This window comes from Pedobacter sp. KBW01 (genome assembly GCF_003852395.1).
Lineage (GTDB): Bacteria > Bacteroidota > Bacteroidia > Sphingobacteriales > Sphingobacteriaceae > Pedobacter.
This window is the reverse complement of the sequence record NZ_QAJQ01000026.1, coordinates 18,441-34,809: the sequence shown is the minus strand read 5'-3', so window position 1 is coordinate 34,809 and position 16,369 is coordinate 18,441. Positions and strand designations below refer to the sequence as shown.

General features: G+C 42.2%; 7 protein-coding genes. All 7 read left to right on the top strand.

Annotated features, from left to right (window positions below):
- Positions 1 to 84: 84 nt before the first annotated feature.
- Positions 85 to 2,790 carry a glycoside hydrolase family 38 C-terminal domain-containing protein gene (locus DBR40_RS21705; protein WP_124561832.1) on the top strand — a complete coding sequence of 902 codons (2,706 nt, stop codon included), beginning with the start codon at positions 85 to 87 and terminating at the stop codon, positions 2,788 to 2,790.
- Between the two features lie 258 nt (positions 2,791 to 3,048).
- On the top strand, positions 3,049 to 6,246 hold the full coding sequence (locus DBR40_RS21700) for a SusC/RagA family TonB-linked outer membrane protein (protein ID WP_124561831.1): 3,198 nt from the start codon (positions 3,049 to 3,051) through the stop codon (positions 6,244 to 6,246).
- An 18-nt stretch (positions 6,247 to 6,264) separates the two neighbouring features.
- On the top strand, positions 6,265 to 8,187 hold the full coding sequence (locus DBR40_RS21695; protein WP_124561830.1) for a RagB/SusD family nutrient uptake outer membrane protein: 1,923 nt from the start codon (positions 6,265 to 6,267) through the stop codon (positions 8,185 to 8,187).
- A gap of 51 nt (positions 8,188 to 8,238) precedes the next feature.
- On the top strand, positions 8,239 to 9,420 hold the full coding sequence (locus DBR40_RS21690; protein WP_124561829.1) for a DUF5000 domain-containing lipoprotein: 1,182 nt from the start codon (positions 8,239 to 8,241) through the stop codon (positions 9,418 to 9,420).
- 36 nt (positions 9,421 to 9,456) lie between these two features.
- The gene (locus DBR40_RS21685; RefSeq protein WP_124561828.1) at positions 9,457 to 10,542 is read left to right on the top strand and encodes a DUF4998 domain-containing protein; all 1,086 of its coding nucleotides are present in this window, start codon (positions 9,457 to 9,459) and stop codon (positions 10,540 to 10,542) included.
- Between the two features lie 271 nt (positions 10,543 to 10,813).
- Positions 10,814 to 13,582 (top strand): DUF5054 domain-containing protein, encoded by a 2,769-nt coding sequence (locus DBR40_RS21680; protein ID WP_124561827.1) that lies wholly within the window; start codon positions 10,814 to 10,816, stop codon positions 13,580 to 13,582.
- Positions 13,583 to 13,685: 103 nt separating this feature from the next.
- The gene (locus tag DBR40_RS21675) at positions 13,686 to 16,364 is read left to right on the top strand and encodes a hypothetical protein (protein ID WP_124561826.1); all 2,679 of its coding nucleotides are present in this window, start codon (positions 13,686 to 13,688) and stop codon (positions 16,362 to 16,364) included.
- Positions 16,365 to 16,369: the final 5 nt, after the last annotated feature.

Sequence of the window (16,369 nt, the reverse complement as noted above, 5' to 3'; positions counted from 1 at the left end):
TCAAGGTTTCTTCTTGTTGCTATACTTGGCCCAAAACCAGAGAATTAACTAATCAATGCACTACAGAATCTAAATAGCAACTGGATGAAAAACCACATTACGCTTAGAAGAAGATTTGTCCTGTTCTCTCTGCTGTTTTTTACAGCTTTTCATAAGAATTTATCTGCCCAGTCGCTTGTAAAACAAAATAGAGAAAGCGAAGCAGTCCAAAGAAACCAAAATGTCAAAGAAATCATTGTAGTATTTAAGACGCATTTCGATTTAGGTTATACCCACAGGGTAAATGATCTTGTTCAATACTACCGCACCGATATGATTGATCGGGGACTCAAGACCATGGAATCATCACAATCCTCATCTAAGGAGGAACAGTTTAGATGGACGGCACCAGGCTGGGTGATGTCGAAAGTGATGGAGCCTTGGGAGGGACAAACAGAGGAACGAAGAAAAAAACTGGATGAAGCTTTCCGTAAAGGACGATTCTTAACCCATGCCTTGCCTTTTACTATAGAGTCAGAAATTTGCGAGCCAGAGGTAATTACCAGAGGGCTTGGCTTTGCGTCCAATCTTTCCAGACGCTATCAATTGCCGATTCCGATAGCCGCCAAAGTTACCGATATGCCTTCTCAGGCTGGATCGCTGGCAACAGTACTGGCAAATGCAGGTGTGAAATTTTTGCATATTGGTTGCAACTGGCCCAGTGGATATGTGGAAACGCCAGGTTTGTTTTGGTGGGAAGGCCCTGATGGCTCACGTTTGCTTACCTTTTATTCCAGTAACTATGGTACAGCTACTGGACTTAGTTATCCGCACAAATGGAGCAAAGGCGAAAAATATGTTGGCCGAAATTTAATACCTCCTGCTGACTGGCCTTACAAAGTTTGGCCTGCTATTTTGGTAACCATGGATAATAGTGGTCCTCCAAAGCCGAGCGAAGTGAAAGCATTGTTTGATGAGGTGCGTAAAGCGATGCCAGGGGTAAGGGTGAGGACCGGATCAATGGATGATTTTGTTAAAGACTTTTTAGCCGATAACCCTAAGATACCTGTTTTCAAGAAAGAAATGCCCGATACTTGGGTACATGGTGCCATGTGTGACCCGGGAGGTTTCAAATTGGCTAGAGCAACAGCGCCTTTGCTGGCGGCTGATGAACTGCTGAATACACAAATGAGAAACTGGGGATTAACTATTCCGGCTATTGGTGACTCTATTGCGAAAGCCTACGAAAAAATGGCCTTATATGCCGAGCATACCTGGGGAGGCTCCGCCAGTGTAAAAGAATACGGCAGCGACTTTAAAAAATTACCTGCTGGTAAATTTGCCAATTTAGAGGCTTCCTGGGAAGATAAAACCAATTATGTCCGTACTGCATGGAATATTTCCAGCCAAATCAAACAGGACAACTTGAAAATGCTGGCACAATCAGTTAAAGCGGCCCCAAATACCGCCATTGTATACAACCCTTTACCCTGGGCGCGAAGTGGACTTGTGGAGGTAAATGGTCAACAGATATGGGCGAAAAATATCCCTGCAGGAGGTTATGCCACAGTACCATTAGTTAGCAAAGAGACCGGTTCGAAGTCAAGCAATTCATTTATCGAAAATAAGTTTTATAAAATAACTTTCAATGCCAGTAAAGGTACTATTCAATCGCTTGTTGATAAACGTACCGGTCATGATTGGGCGGCAAATTTGTCTGGTAACCAAACGGGTGCATACGTTAATGAACGGTTTACCTATGAACAAAGCGCAAAATATACATCGGATTACCAACAGCACCGGGCTTGGGAGTTGGAACAGAAGAATGTTGACTGGCTACATCCTGGTATCAATAAACCTGGAATGATTTCTGAAAAGCAGGTGCCTTATCGCAAAGCCTCACCAGAGGGAGGTAGCTTAAGCGTTAAAATTAGTGCTTTGCAACAAACCGCAACACTGGAAATGCCTGCCGATACTGCCAATCATTTACCGGCAACAAAACTAGTGGTTACCCTTACCGATGGGCAGCCTTACCTTGATTTGGAAATAACAATTCTGAACAAGGCAAAAGATAACTGGCCAGAGGCCGATTGGCTCGCGCTTCCGTTTAACATTAAAGACCCGGTTTTTAAAGTCTATCGCCAATTGGGTGTTATGAATCCTGCAACCGATATTGCCACTGGTGCAAACAAAAATTTATATGCTGTGGGGCAAGGGCTTACCATTACAGGGACCGGTGGAAAGGGTATTGCGGTAGCTCCGTTGGACCATCCGCTAATTAGCTTAGATACCACGGGGATTTGGCAATTTTCACGTGATTTTGTTCCTAAAAAACCGATCGTTTATATCAACTTGTATAACAACCAATGGAATACCAATTATCGTTATTGGTATCCCGGGTCCTGGAGCTCCCGAGTGAGGATATGGAGCTTTGATGGACATACCTCAAAACAGGATCAAATGACAGTTCCAGCTTTGGAAGCCCGAAATCCTTTAGAAGCCGTAATCCCGCAAAATCCAACAGGTAAACTACCGGCCTTGCAAAAAGGCATTACCCTTTCCCGCAAAGGCATTACGGTAACAGCCTATGGAAAAGACAATGATGGTAATAAAGGTACGCTGCTTCGTATTTGGGAACAGGCAGGCAGTTCAGGCCTAGTTACCATCACGCTGCCTAGGAAAGGGGTCTTTAGCAAAGCTACGCCAATCAACCTTCGTGGAGAAGTAAGTGGAAAGCCTATTAGTATTCTTGGCGGGAAGTTTAACTGGAATGTTAAGGCATTTGGACCCTCCAGTTTTATATTAAACTAGTCTTTAATCATCAAAATTCAGCAGGGAAGCATGCTGAGCAAAATAATCCATTCTTAATTAATTTTTAATCCATAAACAGCTAAAATATATTGCCTATGAACTAAAAAAATACAACATGAATTTGCTGCTGGCAATGCTAAAATGTAACTAAAAACTGTATTTGGCCAGCTAATTAACTGTTTGTCATTAATCCTGCTTATTTGGGGAGGGAATTCTTCCAAGGAGCTATTAAGATGTATTAAAACCAAATAAACAAATATGAAGAATCGATTTTTTTTAACCCGGCTAAGAGTGAGGTACCTCTGCCACCTGTTGTTTTTTATGGTCATGGCTTTTGAGGTAACCGCTCAGACCACTGTTACTATAACAGGTAAAGTTACCGATGTAAAGGGCGGCCCACTGCCTGGGGTAAGTGTTACCCTAAAAGGTTCTACCACTGGCGGTGTTACCAACGGAGAGGGTGTATATACAATTAAATTAACAAATGGGACAGGAACGCTTGTTTTTTCATTTGTTGGTCATAAGAAACAAGAAATAGCTATTGCAGGACGCAAGACCATTAATGTAGAGCTGCAAGAAGACGAAAATTCCTTGGAAGAGGTTAAAGTTGTGGTGGCCTACGGAACTCAAAAGAAGGAAAGTTTGGTTAGCTCGATTACGACGATTAACCCCAAAGAATTGAAAGGGCCTACCAGTAACTTAACCACCATGCTGGCCGGACGCTTATCCGGCGTTGTAGCTTATCAGAGAAGTGGCGAGCCTGGGTCAGACAATGCACAATTTTTTATCCGGGGAGTAGGCTCCTTTGGAGCGGGAAAGATAGATCCTTTAATTTTGATCGACGGGATGGAATCTACGCCAACAGACTTGGCGAGGCTGCAGCCAGACGATATTTCTGGTTTTTCTGTATTGAAGGATGCCGCTGCATCATCATTATATGGGGCAAGGGGAGCAAATGGGGTCATATTGGTTGTTACCAAGTCTGGTGCTGACGGTAAAACGAAATTTAATTTCAGGGCGGAAAATTCGCTATCCTCGAATGTGCAGAATTTTAAACTGGCAGATAATATTACTTATATGAAAATGGCCAATGAAGCGGTATTAACGCGCACCTTGCCAGGTTCCAAATCTGCTCCACAACCTTATTCACAAACGAAAATCGACCGCACTGCCGCGGGCTGGAACCCCTATCTTTACCCCAATAATGACTGGATAAAAACGCTAATTAAAGACTATACCTTAAACCAGCGTTTTAACATGAATATGAGTGGGGGAGGCAAAGTTGCCCAGTATTACATTGCCGGAACCTATAATATCGACAATGGCGTATTGAAAAACGAGGCGCTGAACGCATACGATAATAACGTTAAATTAAAAAGCTATCAGGTACGTTCGAATGTTAATGTAAAACTCACCCCAACTACGGAGGGGATTGTAAGAACCTCAGGTAGTTTTGATGATTATCAGGGGCCAATAGGCGGTGGGGCCGGTATTTTTGCTCAGGCCCTTGCATCAAATCCGGTATTATTTCCTGCTATCTATCCCGAATCAGCACTGCCTTTAGTGAAACATCCTTTATTCGGGAATGCCCTGATTGGTAGCGGGAATGTTTTTTATAATAATCCATATGCTAGTATGGTTTCTGGTTTTCAGGCTTACAATACTTCAACATTAAATGTACAGCTTGAAGTTAAGCAAGACTTTAATTTTATTACGCCAGGACTTACCGCCCGGGTGATGGGCTACACCTCAAGGTATTCTTATTTTGCCTTGAACAGGCAACTCTTCCCCTTCTTTTATGGTGCAAATCCTGTAGATGCACAAGGAAGTAATTACACCTTATCATTGTTAAATGAACAAAGCACCCCGGCCCCTACAGAATATCTTAACTATACGCCGGGAGAACGGAAGGCAAATACGACCACTTATATGGAGGCTGCTGTAAATTATAACAGAACCTTCTCTCAAAAACATGCAGTTGGCGCGCTATTGATTACCACAATGCGCAATTATTTAACGGCAAATGGTACCGATCTTCAGTCTTCGCTTCCTGCCAGAAACCAGGGGCTTTCGGGCAGGGTAACCTATGGTTATGATAGCCGATATCTTTTTGAGGCTAATTTTGGCTACAATGGTTCTGAGCGCTTTGCCCAAAATAACCGCTATGGTTTTTTCCCGTCGGTAGGTGTGGCCTGGAATGCAAGTAACGAGAAATTTTTTGAACCCTTAAGAAGTGTCGTATCTAAGCTTAAATTCAGGGCAACTTATGGCTTGGTGGGCAATGATCAGATTGGAAAGCCTGAAGACCGTTTCTTCTATATGGCTAATGTGAATTTAAATGGAGCCGCACAGGGAGGTTTCGGAACGGATTACAGTTATAATAGGCCATCTGTTTCTATAAGCAGGTATCCAAATGATGCAATTACCTGGGAAAAAACAAAAACCACCAATTTGGGGATGGATCTAAGTTTGTTTAATAGCTTAAACCTGGTTGTGGAAGCATATCAAAATCACAGGAGCAATATTCTAATGACCAGGAGCTATATTCCAAGCACCATGGGGCTTTCTGCTGCCATTCAGGCCAATGTTGGTGAAGCTGAATCGAAGGGTATTGATGTTTCCTTAGATTACAATCAAAATTTTGGAAAGGTATGGTTACAGGCACGGGGGACATTTACTTACGCTACTAGTAAATTGCTGGTTAATGAAGAGCCAAATTATGGCGCTGACTTAGCCTACCTTTCTAAAGTGGGCAACTCTCTTGGACAAAATTATGGTTATATCGCCGAAAGGTTGTTTGTGGATGATGAAGAGGTAAGGAATTCACCTCGCCAGGCTTTTGGCACTGGTCTGGACCCGGTTAGGGGTGGGGATATTAAGTACAGAGATGTGAATGGTGATGGTATCATCAGTCCATTGGATATCGTTCCGTTAGGCTTACCAACCACACCGGAGATCGTTTATGGTTTTGGGTTATCCGCAGGGTATAAAAATTTCGATATCAGTGGATTTTTCCAGGGCTCTGCCCGTTCATCCTTCTGGATTGATCCAACCAAAATTACACCATTTGCTTTTGGTACCGATCCAAATAAACCTCTGAATTATCAAAATGGGCTTTTACAAAGTATAGCCGATAATTATTGGTCCGAGGATAACAGAAATATGCAGGCTTTTTGGCCACGCTTAAGTTCAACTGTTAATTCAAACAATATCCAGGTTTCTAACTGGTGGATGCGTAACGGTTCTTTTTTAAGATTAAAAACTGTTGAACTTGGCTATAATGTCTCAGGGAAATGGATTAACAAATTTGGTATTGGTTCTTTGAGAATTTATAGCAATGCTACCAATTTATTTGTCAAAAGCAGTTTCACCATGTGGGATCCTGAACAAGGAAGTAACGGATTAGGTTATCCGCTTCAAAGGGTATACAATTTTGGAGTTAACGTTCAGTTCTAAATTTTAAAAACAAAAGAGATGAAACTATTTAAAACTACATATCTTATTTTATCAGCGGTGGCATTAACTTTGGTGATACCCTCCTGTAAAAAAGGCTTCCTGGACATCGTGCCAGATAATGTACCAACACTGGATAATGCTTTTACCAATCGGAATGAAGCGGAAAAATTTTTATTTACCTGTTACTCGGCATTGCCAAATGATGCAAACCCTGATTTTAACCCGGGCATGAATACGGGCGACGAGTTTTGGATTTACCCAAACCCCTTAGCGAGTGATTACGCTTCTTTTGAGCCTTTTAATATTGCCCAGGGATTGCAAAGCAGGGTAAACCCGGCTATGAATTACTGGGATGGATCCGGCAGCGCTAAATCGCTATGGTTAGGCATTCGTAATTGTAATATTTTCCTGGAAAATGTGGATAAACCAATCGATTTGCAACCTTATGAGAAAGAGCGTTGGATTGCCGAGGTAAAATTTCTCAAAGCCTATTTACATTGGTATTTGTTCAGAATGTATGGGCCAATTCCTATCGTTGATAAGAATTTACCGATTACGGCATCTATCGAAGAGGTAAAGCTAAGCCGCAAACCTGTCGATTCAGTTGTGAACTATATTGCTGATCTCTTGGATCAGGCAGCTGCAGGACAAGGTTCGGGGCTGCCCGATAAGATTTTGAACGCAAGCACCGAATTGGGCCGGATTACAAAGCCTGCAGCATTAGCTATCAAAGCCAGATTATTGGTAACAGCAGCCAGCCCATTATTTAACGGAAACGCTGATTTCAGTAATTTGAGAAGTAAGGATGGACAACCGCTGTTTAACCCCAGCTATGATGTAAAGAAATGGCAACGTGCCGCTAATGCCTGTAAAGCAGCTATTGATGCTGCAGAAGTTTCAGGTGCTTCCCTTTATAGGTTTATCCCAACCAGCCTTCAGGTTGTTGATGAGGCAACCAAAACGGAAATGAGCATTAGAAATGCTGTATGTCAGAAATGGAACCAGGAATTAATTTGGGGTAGTACAGCTTCTACCAATTACCTTCAAAGAACTGCTTGTCCGAATTTATTTGCGGCACCACAGTTTGATAATGGTTTGAGGGGACAGCTGGCCCCAACTTTAAAAATGGCCGAATTATTTTATACCAAAAATGGTGTGCCCATTACCGAAGACAAAACCTGGGATTATGCCAACCGGTATACCCTGAAGGCAACAACGGCTACTGACCAGGGTTTGCAGAACAATTACCAGACTGTAGGTTTGCATTTTGACAGAGAACCACGTTTTTACGCTGATATTGCATTTGATGGCTCTAAAATGTATATGCAGAGTAATCAAAACCCGCCATTGAATATCCAAAATAAACTCACACAAATTTCGGCAAAAAAACAGTCCCTCTATTATTCCATAACGGGCTACTTTACCAAAAAACTGATCAACTGGAATCTGGTTATTGGTGCTAACGGGGGAATTACTACTGAAAATTATCCCTGGCCAATTATCAGGCTGGGAGACCTGTACCTGCTTTACGCAGAAGCTTTAAATGAAACCGGGGATTTAGCAACACCATTAACCTATTTAAATAAAATTCGGGATAGGGCAGGTTTGCAAAGTGTAGAAAGCTCCTGGACGAATTTCTCAAATAATCCTGGTAAATACACTAGCCAAGGTGGGTTAAGAGATATCATCCAGCAGGAGCGAGCAATCGAAATGGCCTTTGAAGGAAGCCGTTTTTGGGATTTGAGACGCTGGAAGAAAGCGGGCGCTCAGCTTAATGCCCCAATTTACGGTTGGAATGTTTCTACAGCAAGTTTTGCAGATTACAATACCAGGGTGTTGTTGTTTAACCAAGCTTTCGTTAGCCCAAGAGACTATCTCTGGCCTATAAAGGAAAGTAATTTGCAGGTAAATCCAAATTTAGTGCAAAATACGGGCTGGTAAGCAGTGTTCAGTTTATAAAACCTGATTTATTTAATATTAAACTTAAGTAAAATGAAACGATTAATATATAGATTGTCCCTTTGCCTGCTGGTTGCCATGGTAACACACGCTTGCAAACAATCCGCAATAGCACCAATAGAAAACGATGGGGTAGCCCCAGGCCCGGTAACAGGAGTAACTGTAACTAATCTTAGCGGTGCGGCAAAAATAACTTACAAAGTGCCACCCGATCTGGATTTATTATATGTAAGAGCAGTATACACTACTAAACAAGGTGAAGCAAGGGAAACCAAAGTGAGTTCCTACAACAATACCTTGACCGTTGTTGGTTTTGGGGATACCGATAGCTATGAAGTAAAACTGTACGCCGTTGATAAAGGAGGGAATATATCACAACCAACATCACTTACCGTTAAACCACTTACTGCACCCTTTAAACTTATCCGGAACAGCCTTCAGGTAACGGCTAATTTTGGTGGAATTGATGTTGCTTATCAAAATTCAACAGAGGCAGATATTGCAATTGTTATTTTAATGAACAATAGTGTGGGTGATTTTGTCCCTGTAAACACGGGTTATACCAATTTAAAACAGGGTGTAATCTTAACCAGAGACCTGAAGGCCACTGAAGCCAAATTTGGAGTATACGTGCGGGACCGATGGGGTAATCTCTCGGATACTTTAACCATTAGCCTTACCCCTTTGTATGAAGTTAGGCTAGAGCGGACATTAATGAAGGAAGTAAAATTACCTACCGACGCTACATTAGGCTTTAGTGGTACTGTAGCGGCCCTTTTTGATGGGGTTTCGATTACCGGGGCAGCGCCATATTACCACTCCAACTCCGGTAATGTAATGCCGCAATGGTTTACCTACGATATGGGGGTTACGGCTAAAATAAGCCGCATGGTCTGGTGGATGCGATCGGGCTTTTATTTTGACCTGCATGCACCGAGAAAAGTGGAAATATGGGGCTCTAATAACCCTGCTGCTGATGGTAGTTTTAACGGCTGGACATTGTTAACAACCTATGAACAGATCAAACCTTCCGGCTTGCCTAACGGACAATTATCTACTGCAGATAATGAAGCCGCTCTTGCTGGTGAAACCATTACCATTCCATTAGATGCACCTAAAGTCCGTTACATTAGATGGAAAACCCTGAGGAACTGGTCCGATGGCCCTTATGTAAACTTTACTGAAATTGCGATGTATGGTGATCCCAGGCCATAACCTAATTAAATAATAATCAGTTAACGATATAAAATTATGGAAAAGATAAAATGTTTAATCTATCCTTTTCTCCTTGTGACGGTCTTATACCTAAGCTCGTGCACTAGAGATGACGATTATAAAAAGTTTGCAGCTGGCGGAGAGCGTTCTTATCCTGGTAAGCCAACCGCTGTAATTGCACAAACAGGAAATAAACGGGTTTTGTTAAAAGTAGCACTTGGACCAGATCCATTGGTCGCCCGAATTAAATTATATTGGAACAATCGCGCCGATTCCCTGGAGGTTCCTGTTGTAAGAAGTAATGGAGATACCGTAAGGGTTTTTGTTGATCAGCATCTCAACGAAGGTACCAATAATTTTGAGGTGTACACTTTTAACTCCAGAAATGACAAATCGATAGTGACTAATGTTTCTGGAAATATGTTCGGCGATAACTATCTAAGTACAGTACCCAAAACCAACAGGCCCATAACCTCCGTTGCTTTAAGTGCTTTTCCCTTTATAACCATCAATTGGGGTACAGCACTAATCAGTGAACAGTATATAGAAATAAAATATACTGATGTAAGCGGAACAGCTCAGACCCTCACTGTCCCTTCACCATCGGTATCAACGAAGCTACCCAACTATAAAGCTGGAACTGCAATCACTTACCGCTCTATTTATGCACCAGATGCGACTTCTTTCGATGTGATATCTGCTACAGCCAGTCCGGTAGATATGTCTGCAGCAAGCTATACGGCGGCCACATCAGGCTACTTATACCAACCTACAGGATCTAAAGTGTTAACTGCGGTAAAAACCTGGGTGCCTAGTGGGACAAATGGTATCGTCATTGGTTTTGCCGATTTGGCCAGTACAGGTTATAAAGCTTTAATTGTGGTAAACCCAGATAATACCTTAACCATTACCGCTGCTCCTGGTCCACCATTGGCTACTGGTGCACCTTATACCATGTTTACTGCTGGCCTGCCAACCCCATATACACCAAATGCGGCGTTCCCGGGGTCTACCTCCTGTAACAATACCTACGATCCGGTTACCAAAACCTACAAGGTGAGATATGGCACAGGCACGGCAGGATCCTATCGTGTAGTTGAAGAAATCATCACCCTTAATTAATTTTTTTTGAAGAGTTTTTAAGTAATAATAAGCGTGTGAAAATACCTGAGCGGTGAGCTCGGGTATTTTCATTTTATCGATAGACCTTAAGATCCCATTACATCCTGATGCTGTGCCTCAAAGAAGACTGCCTCAGCACTGGCTATTTTTTAATAACCAGATAATGTCATATTGTTTAGGTTATCATTCGCAAATTGACATTTTTTTTTCGCAAAGAGTCTGAAAGAAACGCTGGAGGTACCTTAGCTTTATCTAACCAAATGTAAACCACATGAAAGCAATTAGATATCGTCCTGGCTTTGCCTTTATTCTCAAATGCCTCAAGTTTTCCATAATTAGTCTCTTTATTTTTTGGCTAAGCTCAGCCAACGTTTCTGCGCAGTATATTAATGGCAGTGTAGCTAATTCGCCAATACCGGTAAGGTACACCAATCCGTTATCTGCTAAAAAAGTGCCGATGGTAACAGATATCTGGGTAGTATTTAAAACGCATTTCGATCTGGGATTTACTGATCTCCCTGAAAACGTTTTTAAGCGATACCGGGAAGAAATGATGGATAATGCATTAAGCATTATTGAAAAAAGTAAAACACAACCAAAAGAAAAGCGCTTTGCCTGGACTGTTTCGGGCTGGCCACTGGAGGCGCAAATACTGGGGCCGCTGCAAACGCCCGAAAGAAAAGCAAGAATTGAAAAAGCCATAAAAGAAGGTACACTGGTGGTTCATGGCCTTCCTTTTACTACACATACAGAATCGCTTGATTATGAAGACCTCGTACGGGGTCTTGGTTTTTCTTCTGCAGTAGCCAGGAAATACGGTGTTCCATTGCCCATTAGTGCCAAAATGACTGATGTACCCAGTCATTCCTGGATTATGCCAACTTTATTAAAAAATGCAGGCATACAATTTTTGCAATTGGGCTGTAACCCAGCCAGCCAATACCCACGTTTTCCAGAGCTTTTTTGGTGGGAAGGTGCTGACGGGTCGAAAGTATTATGCAATTATACAGCAGAATATGGTTCTGATATCAAACCAACGCCTAACTGGCCATGTAAAAATTACCTGGCTATGCAAATGACGGGCGATAACCATGGACCACCAACAGCAGCGGAGATAGATAAGCTCCTGGCTTACGCTGCCAAAGAGTTGCCAGGTGTGAAAATCCATTTTGGAACACTTGATGATTTTGCTAAAGCTGTACTTGCTGAGAATCCGAATGTTCCAACCGTAAAGGGGGATTGTCCCGATACCTGGATTCACGGCCTGCAATCCAATCCACAGGAAGCAAAAACCGGAAGAAATATCCGTCCACTTGAATCAGCCCTGGATGGGTTAAATACACAAATGAAAGCTTGGGGTATCCCGGTTAAGTCTGTTGCCTCAAAGCTGGCTAAAGCTTATGAGCAAAGTTTGTTATATGCTGAACATACCTGGGGAATGAACGCCGAATATGGTCCACGCTATAGCTATGGCGATGCCTGGAAAAAATGGATGATAGCGGCAGCTGCAGAACCGCTCCCTGAAAATGATAACTATGCCGCCCTTAAAAATAGTAATGCTTACCGGATAGAAAGTGGTAGTAAACGCAAATGGTTACGTTCATATGATGATAAACGCCAGTATATCCACAACACGAATGATATTGTCCGTAAAGGACTAGATACAGACCTTAATCTATTGGCTGCATCAGTTAACAAGAAAGGCAAGCGTATTGTAGTTTATAATCCCTTGCCATGGAAAAGATCCGGAGTGATTGAAAATCCCTGGGTAAAAGGAACGTATTTTTATGTAAAAGACATACCCGCTTCTGGTTATAGCTCTTACGGCGCTAATGAGTTAAATGAAGGAAATTTTACAAACGATGAAGCTTCAACCTTTAGTACGCCATATTTCAAAGTAGTTTTTGATTTGAAAAAAGGTGGGATTGCCTCTTTAGTTGAAAAATCTACCGGCCGTGAATGGGTAGATCAATCCTCGAAATACGTTGTCGGACAATTTTTACACGAACGATTCAGTTCTAATGAAGTAGATACCTGGTTTAATGCTTACAGTCGTGTAAAAACTGGTTGGGGCTTAAATGATCTTGGTAAACCTGGTATGCCTAAAGCATCGGAAATTCCATATCTAAATTTTACACCAAATGACTGGGAAATAAATGTCAAACACACACAAGTTGCAGATGTTGCTACATTAACAGCCGTATCAACTGATGGTTTTGCAAAAGGATATACTTTAAGATTTACCTTTCCGCGCAATATGGCTTATATCGATGTTAATTGGGCTGTGGATTCAAAAACACCAGACAAGCAGGCGGAAGGAGGCTGGCTTTGTTTTCCTTTTAATGTAGAAAAACCGAGGTTCACCGTGGGCCGTTTAGGAGGGCCAATTGATCCTGCAAAAGATATTATTCCAGGTACCAACAGGCACCTCATGGCGACTACTACTGGAGTCGCATTAACAGCGGCCAACAAATCTGGTGTAGTGCTAGCCTCACCAGATGCTCCATTGATTAGTCTTGGGGAGCCCGGACTTTGGAAATATTCGATGGATTATGTGCCACGTATTCCATCCGTATTTGTTAATCTTTATAACAACATGTGGAATACCAATTTCGCTTTGTGGCAAGAGGGTTCATGGGATGAAAATGTACGTTTATGGTTGGTTGATAAGAGCACGCAAACAGTTGCGAACCTGACCCATTATGGGTGGGAAGCACGGGTACCTTTATTAACAGGTATAGCTGATGGTGCTCCAGGAGGATTGCCTGTAAGTAAAACTGGTATTTCCCTTTCAAAGACAGGTGTTTTAATTACTGCATTTGGCGAAAATCCAGATGGTGAGGGTACTATATTGCGTTTGTGGGAACAATCAGGTACTGGTGGTGTACTGAATGTTACCCTGCCTTCGGCTAAACAATTTTGTAAAGCTACGCCAGTAAATCTGCGTGGAGAAGTAAAAGGAAAAGCAATCCGTGTCATTAATGGTAATTTCAGCTGTTCAGTTAAGGCATTCGGACCGGTTAGTTTTGTATTGCAATAATTAATTTGTTTATAATTTATTATCAGTAGCCATGCATAGAGGCATATTTGATGTAATTGTTTTGGCTCATTACAACGCTACTCTAAAGAAGGTCAGGTAAACTATGGAAAGAAAAATAATAAATATTATAAAATGTATCTTGCCCATTTTATTATTAATTGGGCCTGTTAGGGGGAGTGCACAATATATTAATGGCAATGTGCCCATATCGCCAATATCAGTACCCCCAATGCCTGCCAATTTATTGCCAGGAAAAAAAGCACCTGCGGTAACCGATGTATGGGTTGTTTTTAAAACGCATTGCGATTTAGGTTACACCATGTCAGCTGAGAAGGTATTTAAGAAGTACCGCGAAGATATGATGGACAATGCGATTCGTTTAATAGAAAACGATCAACAGAAACCTGTGGAAGACCGGTTTAAATGGACAATTGCCGGATGGCCGATGAAAGGCGTTATACTTGGCCCTTTGCAAACTCCTGTTCGAAAACAGAAGGTGGAACAGGCACTCAGATCAGGTGCTATCAGCGTACATGCATTACCCGCCACTATAGAATCAGATGTAATGGAGCCGGAGGATTATGTCCGTAGTTTGGTTTTTTCCTCACAAATTGCACGGGACTATGGGCATAAGTTACCCATTGCAGCGAAGATGACCGATGTGCCGGCACATAGCTGGCTTTTGCCTACATTGCTTCACCACGCAGGTATAAAATTTTTACAAATTGGCTGTAATTATACCGTGCAGCCCATGCGGCTTCCCCAACTTTTCTGGTGGGAAGGTCCCGATGGATCTAAAATACTGTGTAACTATACGCCTCATTACGGTTCGGGGGTAAAACCTCCGGAAAACTGGCCTTCGAAAAATTATTTGGCTGTAATTATGACCCATGACAACGAAGGACCACCCTCACCCAAAGAAATTGAAGATGTTAAAAGGCAGGTTGCGGGGATGAAAGGTGTACGTTTGCATTTAACAGATCTGGATGAGTATGCAAAAGTACTACTGAAAGAAAACCCTGAAGTGCCGACCATCCGGGGGGACATGGTAGATCCCTGGATACATGGCGTGATGGCCATGCCACAGGAGTCAAAAACAGCAAGAACAGTTCGCCCGCTGGTGCCTGCTCTGGATATTTTCAATACCCAGCTTAAAAGCTGGGGTATTGGGGTAAGCCCGCTCGCATCTCCTTTAGCTCAAGCCTATGAAAACAGCATGCTCTTCAGCGAACATACTTTTGGAGCCTGGGGACCCAATGGTTATTTTTCACCTGATGGAAAAACAAACCTGGCTGATAAAGATTGTTATCTGTATAATGAGGCATTCTTAAGTGCAAAAAAAGAAGGTTTTTATAAAAGGTTTGAGTCCAGCTTCAGAGACAAGGCACACTACATCAATGTTACTGACAGTATTGTTCGCGACAATTTTACTTCAAGGCTTAAATTATTGGCTGATAATGTAAGAACCAAAGCAGGCAACATTATTGTGTATAACCCTTTGCCATGGAAGCACAGTGGGTTATTTGAGCTCAATGGAGAAAAGTATCTTGCCGAAAATGTTCCTGCCAACGGATACAAAGTAATTGAGTTGAGTGATACAAAATCAGTTAAAATCAAAAACAGCACAATTTTAACCACTCCTTTTTATACTGCAAAGTTCGATCTTAAAAAAGGTGGCATTGTATCATTATTTGATAAACGTACCGGCAAAGAACTGGTTGATCAGCAATCGAAATATGTACTTGGACAATTTTTGCATGAGCGCTTTAGTTATGCCCAAACAAAAGATTACCATGATCGAAATTATACCAGGAATAACCCACACGCCGGGTTGAAACCCAATATGCCCGATGATATTGCCTACCAGGCGAGCACGCCTGCTGATTGGACAATGCAAACCACTCAATCACAAGCCGGCATCAGGGTTATACTCACCGCAACAAATGCAAACCCGATTGCCCAGGCAGTTGCGATTAGTTTTTCTTTTCCTAAAACATTGCCTTGGGTGGATATAGAATGGGAGATAATAAACAAAACGCCTAATACAGTGCCTGAGGGAGGGTGGCTTTGTTTTCCTTTTAAAGTGAATCAACCAAAATATCTCTTGGGGCGTTTAGGTGGTGCTATGGATTTGGCCAAAGATCAGATTGTGGGAGGTAACAGGTATTTATATGCAGTCCAAAGTGGTGCATCTATTGTAGCTCCTGAACAATCAGGAGCTGGTATTTGTGCTATAGATGCACCATTGTTAAGTTTTGGTGAACCGGGACTTTGGAAGTATGATTATGATTATTTTCCAAAGCAACCCAGTGTTTTTGTAAACCTATACAACAATATGTGGAATACCAATTTTCCTTATTGGACAGAAGGCTCCTGGAGCGAAAGGGTACGGATTTGGGGTATTGCTCCAGAAGAGAAAATTGCCGAAAATCTTGCTGTACAGTCCGAAGAAGCAAGAACACCGTTTATGGCTGTATTAGCCAGTGGAAAGGGGGTGAAACTTCCGCAATCGCAAACAGGAATTTCACTATCACAAAAAGGCGTGCTGGTAACTGCTTTTGGTGAAGATCCTGATGGTAACAAAGGTACATTACTCCGGCTATGGGAGCAAGGTGGTAATAGTGGTATGGTTAGCGTTACGCTGCCTATGGGTAGACCGTTTCGTAAAGCGACACCGGTGAATCTCCGTGGTGAGATAAGTGGAAAACCACTCAACATCATCCATGGGAAATTCAGCTATAAGATCAAGGCATTTGGACCGGTCAGTTTTATACTAGAATAATTGAT

Bases quoted from the DNA above. Each gene is read 5' to 3' on its own strand.
- DBR40_RS21690 (WP_124561829.1), top strand. From the start codon at position 8,239: ATGAAACGATTAATATATAGATTGTCCCTTTGCCTGCTGGTTGCCATG.
- DBR40_RS21675 (WP_124561826.1), top strand. From the start codon at position 13,686: ATGGAAAGAAAAATAATAAATATTATAAAATGTATCTTGCCCATTTTA.
- DBR40_RS21680 (WP_124561827.1), top strand. From the start codon at position 10,814: ATGAAAGCAATTAGATATCGTCCTGGCTTTGCCTTTATTCTCAAATGC.
- DBR40_RS21695 (WP_124561830.1), top strand. From the start codon at position 6,265: ATGAAACTATTTAAAACTACATATCTTATTTTATCAGCGGTGGCATTA.
- DBR40_RS21705 (WP_124561832.1), top strand. From the start codon at position 85: ATGAAAAACCACATTACGCTTAGAAGAAGATTTGTCCTGTTCTCTCTG.
- DBR40_RS21700 (WP_124561831.1), top strand. From the start codon at position 3,049: ATGAAGAATCGATTTTTTTTAACCCGGCTAAGAGTGAGGTACCTCTGC.
- DBR40_RS21685 (WP_124561828.1), top strand. From the start codon at position 9,457: ATGGAAAAGATAAAATGTTTAATCTATCCTTTTCTCCTTGTGACGGTC.